Raw genomic sequence first — 15,551 nt, forward strand, 5'->3', positions numbered from 1 at the left:
AAACAGTACATGCGGAAATATTATAAATATGCAAGAAGTATACGGATGTTAGATTCTAATAAATTATTCGAGGGAAATTTACTAATTAAGTATATTAACTTGTTTGCACTAAATTTTACAGGTTTTTTTAATAGTTTTAATTTCTTCATTATCTTTCCAGACGCTGTTCATATTATTATAAGTTGAGAAATGAACAAAACGATAATGATAGGCAGATGATGTAACTGTAACCATCCAAAGCCCAACTCATACACTATGATGGAGGCTTTTTACTTCATAACCGGATGAAAAAGGAGTGTAATCATGAAGAAACGTACTGTTAATGAAGCGGGAGGGAATGTGCCACAACCAATCCGTAGCGACGGAGCAGGTGCGATTGATTCTGGACCTCGTAATGTTATGCGGGATATTCAAAATCCGAATATGCTTGTTCCGCCTATAACGGATGCAGGATTAGTTCCTAACTTGAAGTTTTCATTCTCGGACACTTCTATGATTTTGAAACACGGCGGATGGTCTCGGGAGATTACTGCTCGGGAACTACCAGTTTCGACGACGATTGCGGGAGTAAATATGAGTTTAACGGCCGGTGGAGTACGAGAACTACATTGGCATAAAGAAGCAGAATGGGCGTATATGCTTTTAGGACGGGCACGCATAACGGCTGTTGATCAAAATGGACGAAATTTTATTGCTGATGTTGGACCAGGTGATCTTTGGTATTTTCCGCCTGGTATTCCGCATTCCATTCAAGGATTGGAACATTGTGAATTTCTACTCGTTTTCGATAATGGACATTTTTCTGATTTATCTACTTTATCTATTTCTGATTGGTTTGCACATACGCCAAAAGAAGTGTTGTCGGCTAATTTTGGCGTACCTGAGAGTGCTTTTCATTCTATCCCTTCAGGTCAAGTTTATATTTATCAAGGAGAGGTGCCAGGTTCGCTTGAAAGTCAGGAAGTTCAAGCGCCGGAAGGGGAAGTTCCTTTAACATTTAAACATGAACTGTTAAAACAAAAGCCAATTAAGACTCCTGGTGGTAGCGTTCGAATTGTAGATTCTACAAACTTCCCTATTTCAAAAACGATCGCAGCAGCGCTCGTTGAGGTTGAGCCTGGTGGAATGAGAGAACTTCATTGGCACCCGAATAATGATGAATGGCAATATTATTTGACAGGGGAAGCGAGAATGACTGTGTTTCTTGGAAATGGTACCGCTCGTACATTTGATTATAGAGCTGGCGATGTCGGATATGTACCGTTTGCGACGGGGCATTATATTCAAAATACAGGTACCGAAACATTATGGTTTTTAGAGATGTTCAGAAGCAATCGTTTTGAAGATGTATCGTTAAATCAATGGATGGCACTGACTCCTAAAGAAATAGTGGAGAGTAATATACATGTTGGCCCGCAAGTAATGAATTCTCTGCGTAAGGAGAAGTGGCCTGTTGTGAAATACCCGGGGTTTTCATATAGTCCGAAAAATGATGAGTAAAAATGAAAATTTGCGTTATTCTTTCTGGAGACTGATAAGAAGGGATGGCGTATTTTTTATGCCTAATCTAGTCTTTATCCCGCTATTTGCCGGGCAGTAAGACCCACCTCAAAATTCAGCGGAATCAAAGAAGTTAGGTGGGGCGCGGGCTGTCCGTAAAAGCCCGATTAGTGAGGGCTGATTAAAGTTTCACTTTATTAGTATCCGTCCCTTGTATTATTGTTCGGGAAATTATTATTGGAGCATAGTATAGGGAAGATACATATAAAATAGCGCCATTATAAGCTGTAACGCATAAGTTGCGCAGGAAATGAAACGATAACTAGCTTTACTCTTCATCATTTATTTGAACATAATGGGCATAGAGAGGTGATAAACACAGTATGATTTTTAGTGAGCGTTTAAAAGAAGAAAGGGAAAAAAGAAATTGGTCGCAAAATGATTTGGCTGAAAAACTTCATGTGAGCAGGCAATCTGTTTCGAAATGGGAGACGGGAAAGAACTATCCGAGCATTGAAATTATTATTCATTTAAGTGATCTGTTCGGTATTACAATTGATGAACTGCTAAGGAGTGATGAAGAATTGACGCAGAAAATAATTGAAGATAGTAAGCAATTGGCGTATCCAAAATGGAAGGTGTTTTTTGATAGTCTATTTATGATAGGAGTATTTTTGTTTATTGCAAAAATCGTTGTATGGATGCTAAATAAGTTTGCTGGAGCAAGTATTACAATTGTAGCAGATGCGCCATATGTAATGAATCTTTTGCCCCTTGTATTCATGATTATAGGTGGTATAGGTTCCGATAAGTTGAAGAAAATATATAAATAGAGGAAAGATTTGAAAGAAATCCCCAACACTGGCTGTTCTTTTCACTTAAATTGTGTACTATAAAGGATAGGATGACATAAAGAAGGGGAAATTTAGAATGGAATTTCATGAACAGAAAATTTTGCCGGCAGTGAGGCAAATTAAAGATTTGGAAAAGCTATTACATAGTTCGTATGAATATATCGTTATTTTAGATATTCATGTCGGCCAATTGAAGAGTGTTATATCACTTGCGAAGCAATATTGTAAAAAGGTGTTTTTACATGTGGATTTAATTCATGGCTTGCAGAGTGATGGGCATGCGACGGAATATTTATGTCAGGAGTTTAGACCGTACGGGTTACTTTCGACAAAGGCCGGCGTAATTATGAAGGCGAAGCAAAAAGGTGTTGTGGCAATACAACGCATCTTTTTAATCGATTCGAGTGCGATGGAGAAGAGCTGCAATCTTTTAGATAAGACGAAACCGGATTATATTGAGGTGCTTCCAGGAGCAATGACGGATATTATCGCTGAAGTGAAAGAGCGTACTGGTGTACCGATTTTAGCAGGTGGTTTTATTCGTACTGTAGAAGATGTGGAAAGAGCTTTAAACGCTGGTGCGACAGCGATTACGACGTCAAAACGCGAACTATGGAAACATTACCAAAAAAAGTGACGAAAATGTGAAAAAATTCTGTTGACACCGCTTTCATAAGAGGTTAACATTATAGACAAGTTAATAAACGTGACGGAGAAAAGAAGAGATCCACATTTCATTGTTTCTATATAAATTTATATAGAAGCGTGCAAAGCTGTGGGTCTTTTTCTTTTGACAAAAACGAATGGCCATTCATTTTACCTCTATCACATTTGGAAGCGTTTAAATTGATTGTGGAGGGATACTATGTCAGCATTTTTAGGAGAGTTAATAGGGACTGCGTTGTTAATCGTACTTGGTGGCGGCGTTTGTGCTGGTGTAAGTTTAAAGAAATCGTTTGCGAAAGATTCAGGTTGGATTGTTATTACAATGGGCTGGGGCTTAGCAGTAGCGGTTGCAGCGTATGCGGTTGGATCAATTAGTGGGGCACATTTGAATCCAGCTTTAACGATAGGACTAGCATTTAAGGGAGCGTTCCCATGGAGTGACGTACCAGGTTATATCGTAGCACAAATGATTGGGGCAATTATTGGGGCAGTTATCGTATATTTACATTACTTACCACACTGGAAAGAAACAGAAGATCCAGGAACAAAGTTAGGCGTATTTGCAACAGGTCCAGCAATTCCGAACACATTTGCAAACCTTTTAAGTGAAATGATTGGAACATTCGTTTTAGTATTTGGTATATTAGCAATTGGTGCAAATAAATTTGCAGATGGATTAAATCCATTTATCGTAGGTTTCTTAATTGTAAGTATTGGTTTATCATTAGGTGGGACAACAGGATACGCAATTAACCCGGCTCGTGATTTAGGTCCGCGTATCGCACACTTCTTCCTTCCGATTGCAGGAAAAGGCGGTTCAAACTGGAAGTATGCATGGATTCCAGTAGTTGGTCCAATTCTAGGTGGATCACTTGCAGGATTATTCCATCAAGTTGTATTTGAAGGAAAACAAAATGCAGCACTTATTTATGTGATTATCGCAACTGTGATTGTACTAGCAATCTCTTATATGACAAGTAAAAAAAGCGGAAGCAATACAAATAGTAGAAAAGTAGCATAAGGGGGAAACCGATATGAAAAAATATATTCTTTCATTAGACCAAGGAACAACAAGCTCACGTGCAATTTTATTCAATAAAAAAGGTGAAATTGTTCATTCAGCTCAAAAAGAGTTTACACAACATTTTCCAAAGCCAGGCTGGGTAGAGCATAATGCACAAGAAATTTGGGGATCTATTTTAGCAGTTATCGCAACTTGCTTAAGCGAAGCAGATGTAAAACCAGAACAAATCGCTGGTATCGGTATTACGAACCAACGTGAAACAACGGTTGTATGGGATAAAACAACTAGTAAACCAATTTATAACGCAATCGTATGGCAATCTCGCCAAACAGCTGAAATTTGTGATGAGTTAAAAGAAAAAGGTTATAGCGAAATGGTTCGCGAAAAAACAGGTCTTTTAATTGATGCATACTTCTCTGGTACGAAAGTAAAGTGGATTTTAGATAACGTTGAAGGTGCAAGAGAGAAAGCTGAAAACGGCGATCTATTATTCGGAACAATTGATTCGTGGCTTGTATGGAAACTATCTGGTGGTAAAGCACACGTAACAGATTATTCAAACGCATCACGTACGTTAATGTTTAACATTCACGACTTACAGTGGGATGATGAGCTTCTAGACATGTTAACAATACCAAAGAGTATGCTTCCAGAAGTACGTCCATCATCTGAAATATATGGAGAAACAATTGATTACCACTTCTTCGGTCAAAATGTACCGATTGCAGGTGTAGCTGGTGACCAGCAAGCAGCATTATTTGGACAAGCTTGTTTCGGTGAAGGTATGGCGAAGAACACTTACGGAACTGGTTGCTTTATGTTAATGAACACAGGTGAAAAAGCAGTAGCTTCTGAGCACGGTCTATTAACAACAATTGCATGGGGAATAGATGGTAAGGTAAACTACGCATTAGAAGGAAGTATTTTCGTAGCAGGTTCTGCAATTCAGTGGTTACGCGACGGAATGCGCATGTTTAAAGATGCAAGTGAGAGTGAAGTATATGCTTCTCGCGTTGAATCAACTGACGGTGTATACATTGTACCAGCGTTCGTTGGACTAGGAACACCTTACTGGGATAGTGAAGTACGCGGCGCTATGTTTGGTGTAACACGCGGTACGACGAAAGAGCATTTCATTCGTGCAACGCTAGAATCTTTAGCTTACCAAACGAAAGATGTATTATGTGCAATGGAAGCAGATTCAGGTATTGAACTGAACACATTACGTGTTGATGGCGGAGCAGTTAAAAATAACTTCTTAATGAAGTTCCAAAGTGATATTCTAGATGTTCCTGTAGAGCGTCCAGTGATCAACGAAACAACGGCTCTAGGTGCAGCATACTTAGCTGGTCTTGCGGTTGGATATTGGAAAAACCAAGATGAAATTAAATCACAGTGGCATATGGACAAACGCTTTGAACCAACGATGGAAGCGGAAACAAGCGAAGAGCTATATGCTGGATGGAAAAAAGCAATTGAAGCAACAAAAGCTTTCAAATAATCATAAACAGTGTTATAATGGTGACAAGTTAATAATTCGGTAGGAGATTTGGAGAGACCACAACGCGCTATAGAGGCGAAATCTATAGCGGAGTTTGTGGTCTCTTTTTTCGTTATCAAAGGGAGGAATTACCATGAAATTTTCAAGTAAACAACGTAAAGACGTATTAAACGGAGTAAATAAACAAGAGTTAGATGTGATCGTAATTGGTGGAGGTATTACTGGTTCTGGTATTGCATTAGATGGAGCAACACGCGGGTTATCAACAATTGTGTTTGAAATGCAGGACTTTGCAGCAGGTACATCAAGTCGTTCAACGAAGCTTGTACACGGTGGTCTACGTTATTTAAAACAACTTGAAGTGAAAATGGTAGCAGAGGTGGGTAAAGAGCGTGCGATCGTATATGAGAACGGTCCCCATGTAACAACACCAGAGTGGATGTTACTTCCGTTCCATACAGGCGGTACGTTCGGATCATTTAGTACATCAATTGGTCTTCGTGTATACGACTTCTTAGCAGGTGTAAAACGAAGCGAGCGCAGAAAGATGTTTAACCGTGAAGAAACATTAAATAAAGAGCCTCTTGTGAAAAAAGAAGGATTAAAAGGCGGCGGTTACTACGTAGAATATCGTACAGATGATGCGCGTCTTACAATTGAAGTAATGAAAGAAGCGATTGAGCATGGTGCGAAAGCTGTTAACTACGCAAAAGTAGACAGTTTCTTATATAAAGATGGAAAAGTATGCGGTGTACGTGTAATCGATTTACTAGACGGTGAAGTATATGAAGTTTACGGTAAGAAAATTGTAAACGCAGCTGGTCCTTGGGTAGATACACTTCGTGAAAAAGATAACTCGAAAAAAGGAAAAGTACTTCAGTTATCAAAAGGTGTTCACTTAGTAATTGATCAAAAACGTTTCCCACTCGGGCAAGCAATTTACTTCGATACACCAGATAAACGTATGGTGTTCGCGATTCCTCGCGGCGGAAAAACATACGTAGGTACAACGGATACGTTCTATGATAAAGACGCAGCTGTACCACAAATGACAACAGAAGATCGCACATATATCATTAATGCGATTAACTACATGTTCCCAAGCGTGAAAATTACAGAGAAAGACATTGAATCAAGCTGGGCTGGTGTACGTCCGTTAATTTATGAAGAAGGTAAGAATGCATCTGAAATTTCTCGTAAAGATGAAATTTGGACTTCTGAATCTGGTTTAATTACAATCGCAGGTGGTAAATTAACAGGATACCGTAAAATGGCTGAAATGGTAGTAGATTACGTAACGAACTTACTACAAAAAGAAGGTCATAGCGCATATCCGAAGAGCGACACGAAACATATGCCGATCTCTGGTGGGCATGTAGATGGTTCACACGGATTCCCAGCATTCGTTGCGAAAAAAGCAGACGAAGGTACGAAATCTGGTTTAACGAAAGTACAAGCAGAAGAGTTCGCGAAATTCTACGGCTCTAACGTTGATGTACTGTTCGACTTAGCGAAAAAACATAAAGAAGAAGCGAAAGAATACAACATGCCGCTTGACGTTCTAATCCCGCTTGTATACGCAATGGATTACGAAATGACAGCAAAACCAGTTGACTTCTTCGTACGCCGCAGAGGCGCTGTATTCTTCAACATCCACTGGGTATACGAGTGGAAAGAAGCAGTAATCAACTATATGGCTGCGAAACTAGGCTGGAGCAAAGAAGAACAAATGAAATATACAGCTGAACTAGAAAAAGCATTAACAGACGCTGTAATTCCTGTAGATCAACAAGAACAGGCAGCTGCGTTAGCATAAAATAGAGAACCACCTGAAGGGAAGCCTTTAGGTGGTTTTTTCTTTTTTTATGGAATATTCTTCTAACTATATTGCGTAACGACATATGTTGTTATACGATGTATATAAGGTGGTGGTATTGTTGGATAAAGAAATCTTGAAGGGAAGTATAGATATTTTATTGCTTTCTATCATTGCAAAACGTGATACATACGGATACGAAATAGCTCAAAGTTTAAAGGATGCAAGTGAAGATTTGTATAGTATGGGACAGGGAACTTTGTATCCTGCTTTAAAGAGATTAGAGAAAAAGGAGTTTCTTGAATCTTATTGGAATGAATCTGAGAATGGGATGAAAAGGAAATTCTATACTATTACAGATAAAGGGAAAAAAGAATTGCAGAAGAAAGTGAACTCTTGGGAAAGTGTAACAGCATTAATTCAAGCTTGTCAGAAAGGAGTTATTTATGAGTGAATTTGATGAGTATATTAAGTCTATTTTAGCCTATTCAGAACTTAGTGATATTGAACAGGATGAGTTATTTCTAGAAATGTATGATCACTTGAACAGCTTGAAAGAAGAATATATGGAACAAGGTATGAATGAAAAAGAAGCGATTTATAAAGCGATTCAAAGTTTTGGAGAATCAAAAGTTATTGGCGTAGAGATTAATAAATCGGTATACGAAGTTCCTAGGCCATTAAAGGTGTTATCAAAAGTTTTATGTATTCCTTATATAATCATTTGTTTTATTGTCTTTTTAGGAACGTTTATTTCAACTTCTACATTTGACTCTGTTCGCAGTTTGACAGGTGGTGGGACTGTCTATCATCCCATTGAATTTTGGCAGCAATTTTTACATATATCTGATTTAGAAACGTTATTACAACTTTTTGGAATAACACTTTGGCAAGTTAAAGATTTTATTGCACATCCAGGTCCTTGGGGAAACTCAACTTATTGGTTAAGCGTTTTACAACATATAATATTAGTAGTTCCATTCGGATTTTTCGTTCCAGTGCTGATTAATAAAGTGACTAACTATAAGAAAGCTCGTAAGTGGTATGTTATGACCTTTCTTGTTTGGGAGATATTACATTTACTAACTTTGTCTGATGTTTTTGATGTGTGGCGGATTGCTATAAATATGCTCGGTGCGTCGGTAGGATATCTTTTATTTATAATCATAATGCAAATGGATAATAAATTTAGGGTTATGCGAAAGAAGATATTTGAAAATTAGCTCGCTATTCTGTAGTTTAAATTATACAAACTTAATTTGATGGTAATAGAGTATCGCTGAAAACATAGGTACTATATAGTGAGAGGATTTTTTATATTCGTAATAGGTGTTGTTCCTTGTTTAATCCTACTGTTATGAAGCGGGTACATAATCCGTCTTTATTGGTGCTATAAATGATGAGAGCGGCACAGCTGAACTAGAAAAAGTCTAGATCAACAAGAGCAAGCAGCTGCGTTAGCATAAAATAGAGAACCACCTGAAGGAGAGCCTTTAGGTGGTTTTTCTCTTGACTAAAAATAAATAAAATGTGTTACAATGATGATAGAGTATATAGTATGAATTTTGCATAAAATAAAAAAGACAGAAGCCTGAGAAACTTCTGCCTTGTGTAACCTAACTTGCTATTGTGGTGGTAGTAGGTGCGGTTATAAGACAATTACATTAACGTTTTAGCCGAGAACCGCCCTTACCTTTTCCACGAAGTAGGGTGGTTCTCGCTTTTTTGTATACAGAAATTAGCCACGGACCGACGTATCTTCTACCGATGATAACGCCAGTTCCGGTTAGGATACCGTACACTAATTTAATTACAAACATCGCGATCATTTTATCACCTCCCCCCTTTTTTCAAAATGGAAGAGATGATTACCACACCTACTAGTTATAGCTTATTAAGTTACATTTCCATTGTATTATGTTTTAAAATAGGGAACAAGACATATGGATAAAAATTCCTATCTTTAAGCAGAGCATAAGTATCAAGGGACAAGAAGCAAATAAATATACATAAAAAAACGGTATGGACATTACCATCCATATTTTTTTATGTATTTATAAAACTTTTCCATACAGTGCGTCGTCTAATATATGGGAAGGAGGAAATGATGTGGTGGATGAATTAACGATAGAAGCGTTTGAAATAGAAGATAAGGAGGACCTTATCGACGAAATAATGAACAAGTATGGACAAGAAGTCTTACAGCTTGTGTATTCGTATGTGAATAATAAAGAAATTGCGGAGGATTTAACGCAAGATATATTTGTGAAATGCTATAAATCTCTTCATACATATAAAGGGAATTCAAACTTAAAAACATGGCTATGGAGAATTGCGATTAATCATTGTAAGGACTATATAAAAAGTTGGTATAACAAAAAGGTAATCGTTACAGAGGATGAATCTGTGTATATTGGGGTTCAAAATGATAGTGTCGAACAAACTGTCATTCAAAATGCGGAGGATAGTAGGTTGGCTTTGGCAGTAATGAGTTTACCGATAAAATATCGAGAAGTCATTTATCTATTTTATTATGAAGAGTTATCAATTAAAGAGATTGCTACGGTAATAGACGTGAAAGAAAACACGATAAAAACGAGATTGAAAAAAGCGAAGGAGCTTTTGAAGGAAGGATTGGAGGAATAATCAAATGGAAGATCGATTAAAAGGCTTGCGAAAATCAATGGAGAACACAACGTTTAAACATTTGAGTTTTTCTGATCAACATCGAAAGCGGGTGCGCGAAAAAATCAAGCAATCATCCGAAAAGGAAGAAGATATCCTTTTAGCGGTGTTACAACTTCTTATGAATGAAAAAACAGGTTATGAATTGATGCAGTTGCTAAGAGGTAGAGGGATTCAAAAATTCGAAGGTGATGAAGGGTCTCTATACACTTTATTACATCGTTTAGAACAGAACCGCTTTATCCAATCTAGCTGGGATCACGCAGGAGCTAAATATTATCAATTAAATGATAAAGGAAACAAGATGTTGCGAAAGGTAGAGAAAAATGCTATGAAGGCGCGATTTATATTAAAAGGATTAGTACAGGAGTGAGAAAAAATTGAATAAAAAAGGGGAGCATTTTTTAAAAGAAGTTACGAACCATATAAAATCAAAAGAAGCGAAGGACTTGGTGGCAACAGAACTAGACTTTCACTTGAAACAGGCCAAGAATATGTGGGTAGAAAAAGGGTTAAGTGAGGAAGTTGCGGAAGATAAGGCCGTTGAACAAATGGGAAGTCCAATCAAGCTTGGCCAGGAACTTAATAAACTACATAAGCCAAAGGTTGATTGGTTCTTAATTGGTTTATTAGTGGCTGCGATGGGGCTAGGATTTTTGCCAGTTTTAGCTCTTGGACATGCTGACTTATTAATGAATAAGGTGATATTTGTAATTCTTGGTGTTACAACAGCGATTGGGATGATGCTATTTGATTATCGGAAGTTAGAGAGACTCGGGTGGCTGTTTTATACAATTGGTGTACTTATCTTGTTAGCTATAAAATGTTTTCCGACTATTTCTGTGAATGGGGAAGCGTTAATAAAAATTGGTCCCATCAAAATTGACTGTTTAATGACAATACCATTCTTTTTTCTAGCCTGGGCTTCATTTTTTAATAACAGTAGATTAAAGTTTATACATCTTTTCATGCTGTACGTATTTTCTTTATATCTATTTTTAACTACATCAATTATGGTGCCGATTTATATTTATATTACGATGGTATTCGTTATGCTTTGGTGGAGTAAGCTAGGAAAGAAAACAGCATGGCTCATTACTATTTTACCAATTTTTCTCTTCATTATTAGGGATTTATTTTCCTGGTCTGCTGTAAAAGAATACCGGATAGCTAGAGTTTTAGGGTTTTTAAACCCAGAGCATGATCTATGGTATTTACGTTTAAAAGAGGCGATGTCGTCGGCAGGTTGGTTTGGTACATATGGAAATATAAAGTCTATCCCTGCTGCGCATACTGATTTTGTATTTGCAAGTTTGACTTACTATTATGGATATGTGCTTGCGCTAGTTCTTGTCATTATTCTTTCTCTTTTTGCAGTAAGAATAATGAACATAGCTTATAAAATAAATGACGGTTATGGTAAATTGCTGCTCGTTGGCGGAGTGACTCTTTTTGTAATCCATTTTATTTGTAACGTTGGCATGATTTTAGGATTATTACCGCGTGCTTCTATATCATTACCTTTTATTAGTTATGGATTAACACCGACTGTATTCCATGCGCTTTTAATGGGGATTGTGTTAAGTGTATATCGACGTAAAGATATGCCATTTAGAATGAAAAGAACACCTTGATGATTTGAAGTGAACCCTGAAAACGGGACACCTATCAAAACACCTAAACCACTTGTTCCCTAAATTCTTTAGGGGATAGGTGGTTTAATTTTTCTTGAATTCGCACACAATTGTAGTAATGAATGTATTCTAGCACAATCTTTCGCACAGTTGTGTTGGATACTTTTGTTATCTCTTGTGAATAGAAGGCTTCACTTTTCAAATGACCAAAGAAGCTTTCCATGACGGCATTATCATGGCAATTTCCTCTCCGGGACATGCTGGTGATAATGCCATTTTCTTTGGCATATGCTTGAAATTCCTTCGCTGTATAAATACTTCCTTGATCTGAGTGAAGAAGGACATCTTTTACTTTTCGCCCTCTCATTGCTTGTTTTAATGTCTTCATTGCTAATGGCAGTGCTTGGGACTCGCTGATGACATAACTAATAATTTCACGATTAAAGGCATCCATAATCGTTGATAAATACAAGGTACGCTCTCCAAATAATAGATACGTCACATCCGTAAACCACTTTTCATTTGGTGCGGATGCATCGAATTGGCGTTCCAATCGATGAGGGGCTATTACTGGCTCCGCACCACTGATATATTTCTTTTTCTTTCGACGAACTTTTGAGAGAATCTGATTTTGTCTCATGATTCGTAATACTTTTTTATGATTCACACACAGTCCCATTTTCCGAAGAGTTGCGGTCACTCTTCGATATCCATATCGTAATTTATGCCGAAGACAAACATCCTTTATTTTCTCTTCTATCTCATCTCTTAGGTCCACTGTTCGTTGTAACCAACGATAAAATGTAGACCGGGGTAATTCTAATACATTACACAATTCTTTTACCGTTAGTTTTGTTTTGAAATCGGTCCATAAAGTAACTACAGTTTCCAGGTTCAACTCCTTTCGATTTCCGGATACTTTCCCCATATCAGTAATTTTGTTTTTAACTGTTTATTTTCTAACCGTAGCTGTTCCAATTCATTTAACTCTTTTGGCCCTTTTCCATAAGAATATTGCTTTCCTACAGGTTGTTGAAAACGGTACGTTTGACCGGTACGATACCACTTCATCCATGTCTTAATTTGGGAAACATTTTTAATTCCAAACTTCTCCATAATGGTCCGATTGGAATATCCATCCTTTTTCATTTCAATCACTTTCCACTTTATTTCTTCTGGGTAATGAACTCTTGTCTTCAAACCAAAAACACCTCCATTGAATTTGCATACTTAGTATGCGAATTCAGGAGGTGTTTTTTTCATGTACCACTATTCGGGTTCACTTCAGATTATCAAGGTGTTTTAGTTATTAGTTCAAAACTATCCGAATCAGCCCCAAGCACAAAAGGACTAACTTCGCCAACACTATAAAGTTGCAACTCATGCATCGCGCGCGTACAAGCGGTGTAGAACAATCTACGTACGCTCTCATCACTGTATACATCTTCAGAAGTATCATAAATAATAACAGCGTCAAATTCAATACCCTTTGCTAAATAAGCAGGTATCACGACGATGCCTTGCTCATACTCGGCTGAGTTACTCTTCACGAGTTTAATATTCTCGATATGATGGAGTGCTTCGTATGCAGCGGCGCTTTCAGTTGCGGATTTACATATAATTGCGATCGTGTTGTGATTTTGTTTTTGTAGTTCAGCAACTTTAGCAGTAATATGCTCATGAAGTTCGCTGTAATCAGCTACTTTCGTCACTATAGGTTTCTCGCCGTCACGTTCAAAGGCGTGAATGTCTTTTCCTTCTGGTACGAGATTTCGTGTAAATTCAATAATCGGTTTTGTTGAGCGATAGCTACGAGTTAAGTTAATACCGTTCGTTTCATCTGGTCCGTATAAGTTAGTAAGTGTATTGAAATTAACTGTTTCACTCGCATGGGCAAATATTGCTTGGTTAAAGTCCCCGAGTACCGTCATTTTTGCGGCAGGGAAGAGACGTTTTAAAAACTCGAACTGGAACGGAGAGTAATCTTGTGCTTCATCTACGAGTACATGTTTAATCGATCTATTCGTTTGGAAGCCTTCAATTAATTCTTTTAAAAGTAAAAATGGAGTCGCATCCTCGTAATATAGATTTCCTTCATCGAGCATGTTCACTGTTAATGAGCAAATGTCATCCCATTCTTTCGGTTTTTCTCCAGTAACCCATGATGCATCTATGAAAAGTTGTTTATATATGCCTGTAAAATTGATAAAGCGCAATGTTTGAACGCCTTTACGAAGAGGCTTCAATTTTTTACGGACAATCATACGTCCGAGTACTTTCGTTTCTTTCTCATAATCATTAAAGGAGTTGTCGTCAAACTCGCCTTTTTTCTGCAAGTATTTATAAGCCTTTTGATATTCATCTTTACTAAGTAATTCAATTTCTTCTTCTACCCAAGGCTTTTTCAGTTCTGCTTTTTCAAGTGCATCTATTTGCTTATTTAGCCAATCCGTTAACTTCTCAATTCGACTATGGAAGCGGAGGGAGGAGTCGGTATTGTAAAATTGCTCTGTAATTTCTTTAGCAGAGGCAATCAGTTTTCCTCTAAATTTCATTCCTCTAAATAGCATGCCTGAAGTTTCAAGAGATTGTCTGTACGCTCTAATCATTTCGAAAAATTGAGTGGATGCTTTAAATCGGATGCTCGTATTTCTAATTTTGTAATTTGCGCTATTTGTTTCAGTTAGCATATATTCTAATTGTTCGTAAGGATCTTCCACATCAAATGACTTACTTAGTCTATGATTTAAATATTCTTGGAATGTTACTTGTTGCATATTTTCTTCACCGAGTTCAGGTAGTACGTTAGATACGTAGCTATTGAACATAGAGTTAGGGGAGAAGAGAATAATTTGATCCGCTTTTAGCCATTCGCGATATTTATATAGTAAGTAGGCGATTCGCTGCAGGGCAGCTGATGTTTTACCACTACCAGCAGCTCCTTGAACGATAAGGAGTCGGCCTTCATCGTGACGGATAATTTCATTTTGCTCACGCTGAATCGTAGCGACGATGCTCTGCATATGTTTGTTTGTACCTTTTCCGAGCGCTTGTTGCAGGATTTCATCACCGATTGTGAGGCTCGTATCGAACATGGAATCAATCTCGCCATTTTGAATAATGTATTGTAATTTTTTCTCCACATTACCGCGAATTACGCCGCCTGGTGTGTTGTATTCAGCCGGTCCTGGTGGATAGTCGTAATAAACACTTGAAATTGGGGCGCGCCAGTCATAAATAAGAAAGTTTTCTCCGCTTGCATCAGTAAGGGTAGAAACACCGATATAGATTTGTTCTGCGGCAGGTTCGCCTTCTTCAGTAAAATCGATGCGTCCGAAGTAAGGTGCTTTTTGCATACGTCGCAGCGCGGCAAGTCGATTAAAGGTGTGTTTATGGGTGATTTGTGTAACAGCTAGTGATTGAGCTTGTTGTCTTAAGTTGATAACTGTTTCAAGGTAATCATCAAAAGTATCTGTATTCACTTTAACGTCATCCCAGAAGTGTTTACGGATGTTGATTACTTCTGCCCGGCGTCTGCCAGTTTCGTTTTCCAGCTTATCAATTTGCTGCGTAATCGTTTCGATTACGGTATCCAATCGTTTTTGCTCTAGATCAAGTTTTTTGTTCATACGTAAGCACTCCTTTAAAAGTGAAAAATAGAGGTTGACTGAAGAAAGGTTTTGTTGTACAATTAAGATACGGATAAATACGTTCTGTGTATTTTAGAAAACGTGTTTCTGTACTAATTTAACATAGTTTCTTAATTTAATCAATAATGATGAGATAAACCCTTGGTTCCACGCGTTGTGAATCAAGGTTTTTTTGTTTTTCTGTAAGAAAGAATTGTGATTTTACCGAGGATGATCTAAGT

At 37.6% G+C, this 15,551-nt stretch carries 14 protein-coding genes; 11 read left to right on the forward strand and 3 right to left on the reverse strand.

The genetic code is table 11. The annotated features are described in order from the left end of the window. The first annotated feature begins 303 nt into the window (after positions 1-303). The 8 genes from AC241_RS05220 (at position 304) to AC241_RS05255 (ending at position 8,584) form a co-directional block, all read left to right on the forward strand. Positions 304-1,500 (forward strand): oxalate decarboxylase family bicupin, encoded by a 1,197-nt coding sequence (locus AC241_RS05220; protein WP_050842782.1) that lies wholly within the window; start codon positions 304-306, stop codon positions 1,498-1,500. Between the two features lie 383 nt (positions 1,501-1,883). Continuing rightward, on the forward strand, positions 1,884-2,333 hold the full coding sequence (locus AC241_RS05225; RefSeq protein ID WP_000577652.1) for a helix-turn-helix domain-containing protein: 450 nt from the start codon (positions 1,884-1,886) through the stop codon (positions 2,331-2,333). A gap of 97 nt (positions 2,334-2,430) precedes the next feature. Further along, positions 2,431-2,991 (forward strand): glycerol uptake operon antiterminator GlpP, encoded by a 561-nt coding sequence (gene glpP, locus AC241_RS05230; protein WP_016082605.1) that lies wholly within the window; start codon positions 2,431-2,433, stop codon positions 2,989-2,991. Between the two features lie 228 nt (positions 2,992-3,219). Continuing rightward, entirely contained in the window at positions 3,220-4,041 is an 822-nt protein-coding gene (gene glpF / locus AC241_RS05235) for a glycerol uptake facilitator protein GlpF (RefSeq protein WP_001272199.1), read from the forward strand. Between the two features lie 13 nt (positions 4,042-4,054). Continuing rightward, the gene (gene glpK / locus AC241_RS05240) at positions 4,055-5,545 is read left to right on the forward strand and encodes a glycerol kinase GlpK (protein WP_016082604.1); all 1,491 of its coding nucleotides are present in this window, start codon (positions 4,055-4,057) and stop codon (positions 5,543-5,545) included. A gap of 133 nt (positions 5,546-5,678) precedes the next feature. Continuing rightward, positions 5,679-7,361 (forward strand): aerobic glycerol-3-phosphate dehydrogenase, encoded by a 1,683-nt coding sequence (gene glpD / locus AC241_RS05245; protein ID WP_029442064.1) that lies wholly within the window; start codon positions 5,679-5,681, stop codon positions 7,359-7,361. A gap of 121 nt (positions 7,362-7,482) precedes the next feature. Continuing rightward, on the forward strand, positions 7,483-7,815 hold the full coding sequence (locus tag AC241_RS05250; RefSeq protein WP_000356630.1) for a PadR family transcriptional regulator: 333 nt from the start codon (positions 7,483-7,485) through the stop codon (positions 7,813-7,815). Continuing rightward, positions 7,808-8,584 carry a VanZ family protein gene (locus AC241_RS05255; RefSeq protein ID WP_016082602.1) on the forward strand — a complete coding sequence of 259 codons (777 nt, stop codon included), beginning with the start codon at positions 7,808-7,810 and terminating at the stop codon, positions 8,582-8,584. Before AC241_RS05250 ends, AC241_RS05255 begins: the two co-directional genes overlap by 8 nt. A 441-nt stretch (positions 8,585-9,025) precedes the next feature. Here the strand turns inward: AC241_RS05255 and AC241_RS34640 are convergent, their stop codons facing one another. After that, complete coding sequence (locus tag AC241_RS34640) at positions 9,026-9,190, reverse strand: hypothetical protein (protein WP_048565201.1); 165 nt, start codon at positions 9,188-9,190, stop codon at positions 9,026-9,028. Positions 9,191-9,473: 283 nt separating this feature from the next. On the opposite strand from AC241_RS34640, the gene AC241_RS05265 reads away from it, so the two are divergent. The 3 genes from AC241_RS05265 to AC241_RS05275 are packed head-to-tail and all read left to right on the forward strand — an operon-like array spanning position 9,474 to position 11,680. Next, positions 9,474-10,007 carry a sigma-70 family RNA polymerase sigma factor gene (locus AC241_RS05265; protein WP_029442066.1) on the forward strand — a complete coding sequence of 178 codons (534 nt, stop codon included), beginning with the start codon at positions 9,474-9,476 and terminating at the stop codon, positions 10,005-10,007. A gap of 4 nt (positions 10,008-10,011) precedes the next feature. After that, entirely contained in the window at positions 10,012-10,419 is a 408-nt protein-coding gene (locus AC241_RS05270; RefSeq protein WP_029442067.1) for a PadR family transcriptional regulator, read from the forward strand. Positions 10,420-10,426: 7 nt separating this feature from the next. Beyond that, the gene (locus tag AC241_RS05275; RefSeq protein ID WP_050842785.1) at positions 10,427-11,680 is read left to right on the forward strand and encodes an FtsW/RodA/SpoVE family cell cycle protein; all 1,254 of its coding nucleotides are present in this window, start codon (positions 10,427-10,429) and stop codon (positions 11,678-11,680) included. A 43-nt stretch (positions 11,681-11,723) separates the two neighbouring features. Here AC241_RS05275 and AC241_RS05280 read toward each other — a convergent pair. Next, a protein-coding gene (locus AC241_RS05280) for an IS3 family transposase (RefSeq protein ID WP_155417042.1) occupies positions 11,724-12,880 on the reverse strand; the annotation gives its coding sequence in 2 pieces (ribosomal slippage) (positions 11,724-12,631 and positions 12,631-12,880; 1,158 coding nt in all). 92 nt (positions 12,881-12,972) lie between these two features. Continuing rightward, entirely contained in the window at positions 12,973-15,309 is a 2,337-nt protein-coding gene (gene helD / locus AC241_RS05290) for an RNA polymerase recycling motor HelD (RefSeq protein WP_029442069.1), read from the reverse strand. Positions 15,310-15,551 lie beyond the last annotated feature (242 nt).

Origin of the sequence: Bacillus thuringiensis (genome assembly GCF_001182785.1) — a bacterium.
GTDB classification, from domain to species: domain Bacteria; phylum Bacillota; class Bacilli; order Bacillales; family Bacillaceae_G; genus Bacillus_A; species Bacillus_A thuringiensis_S.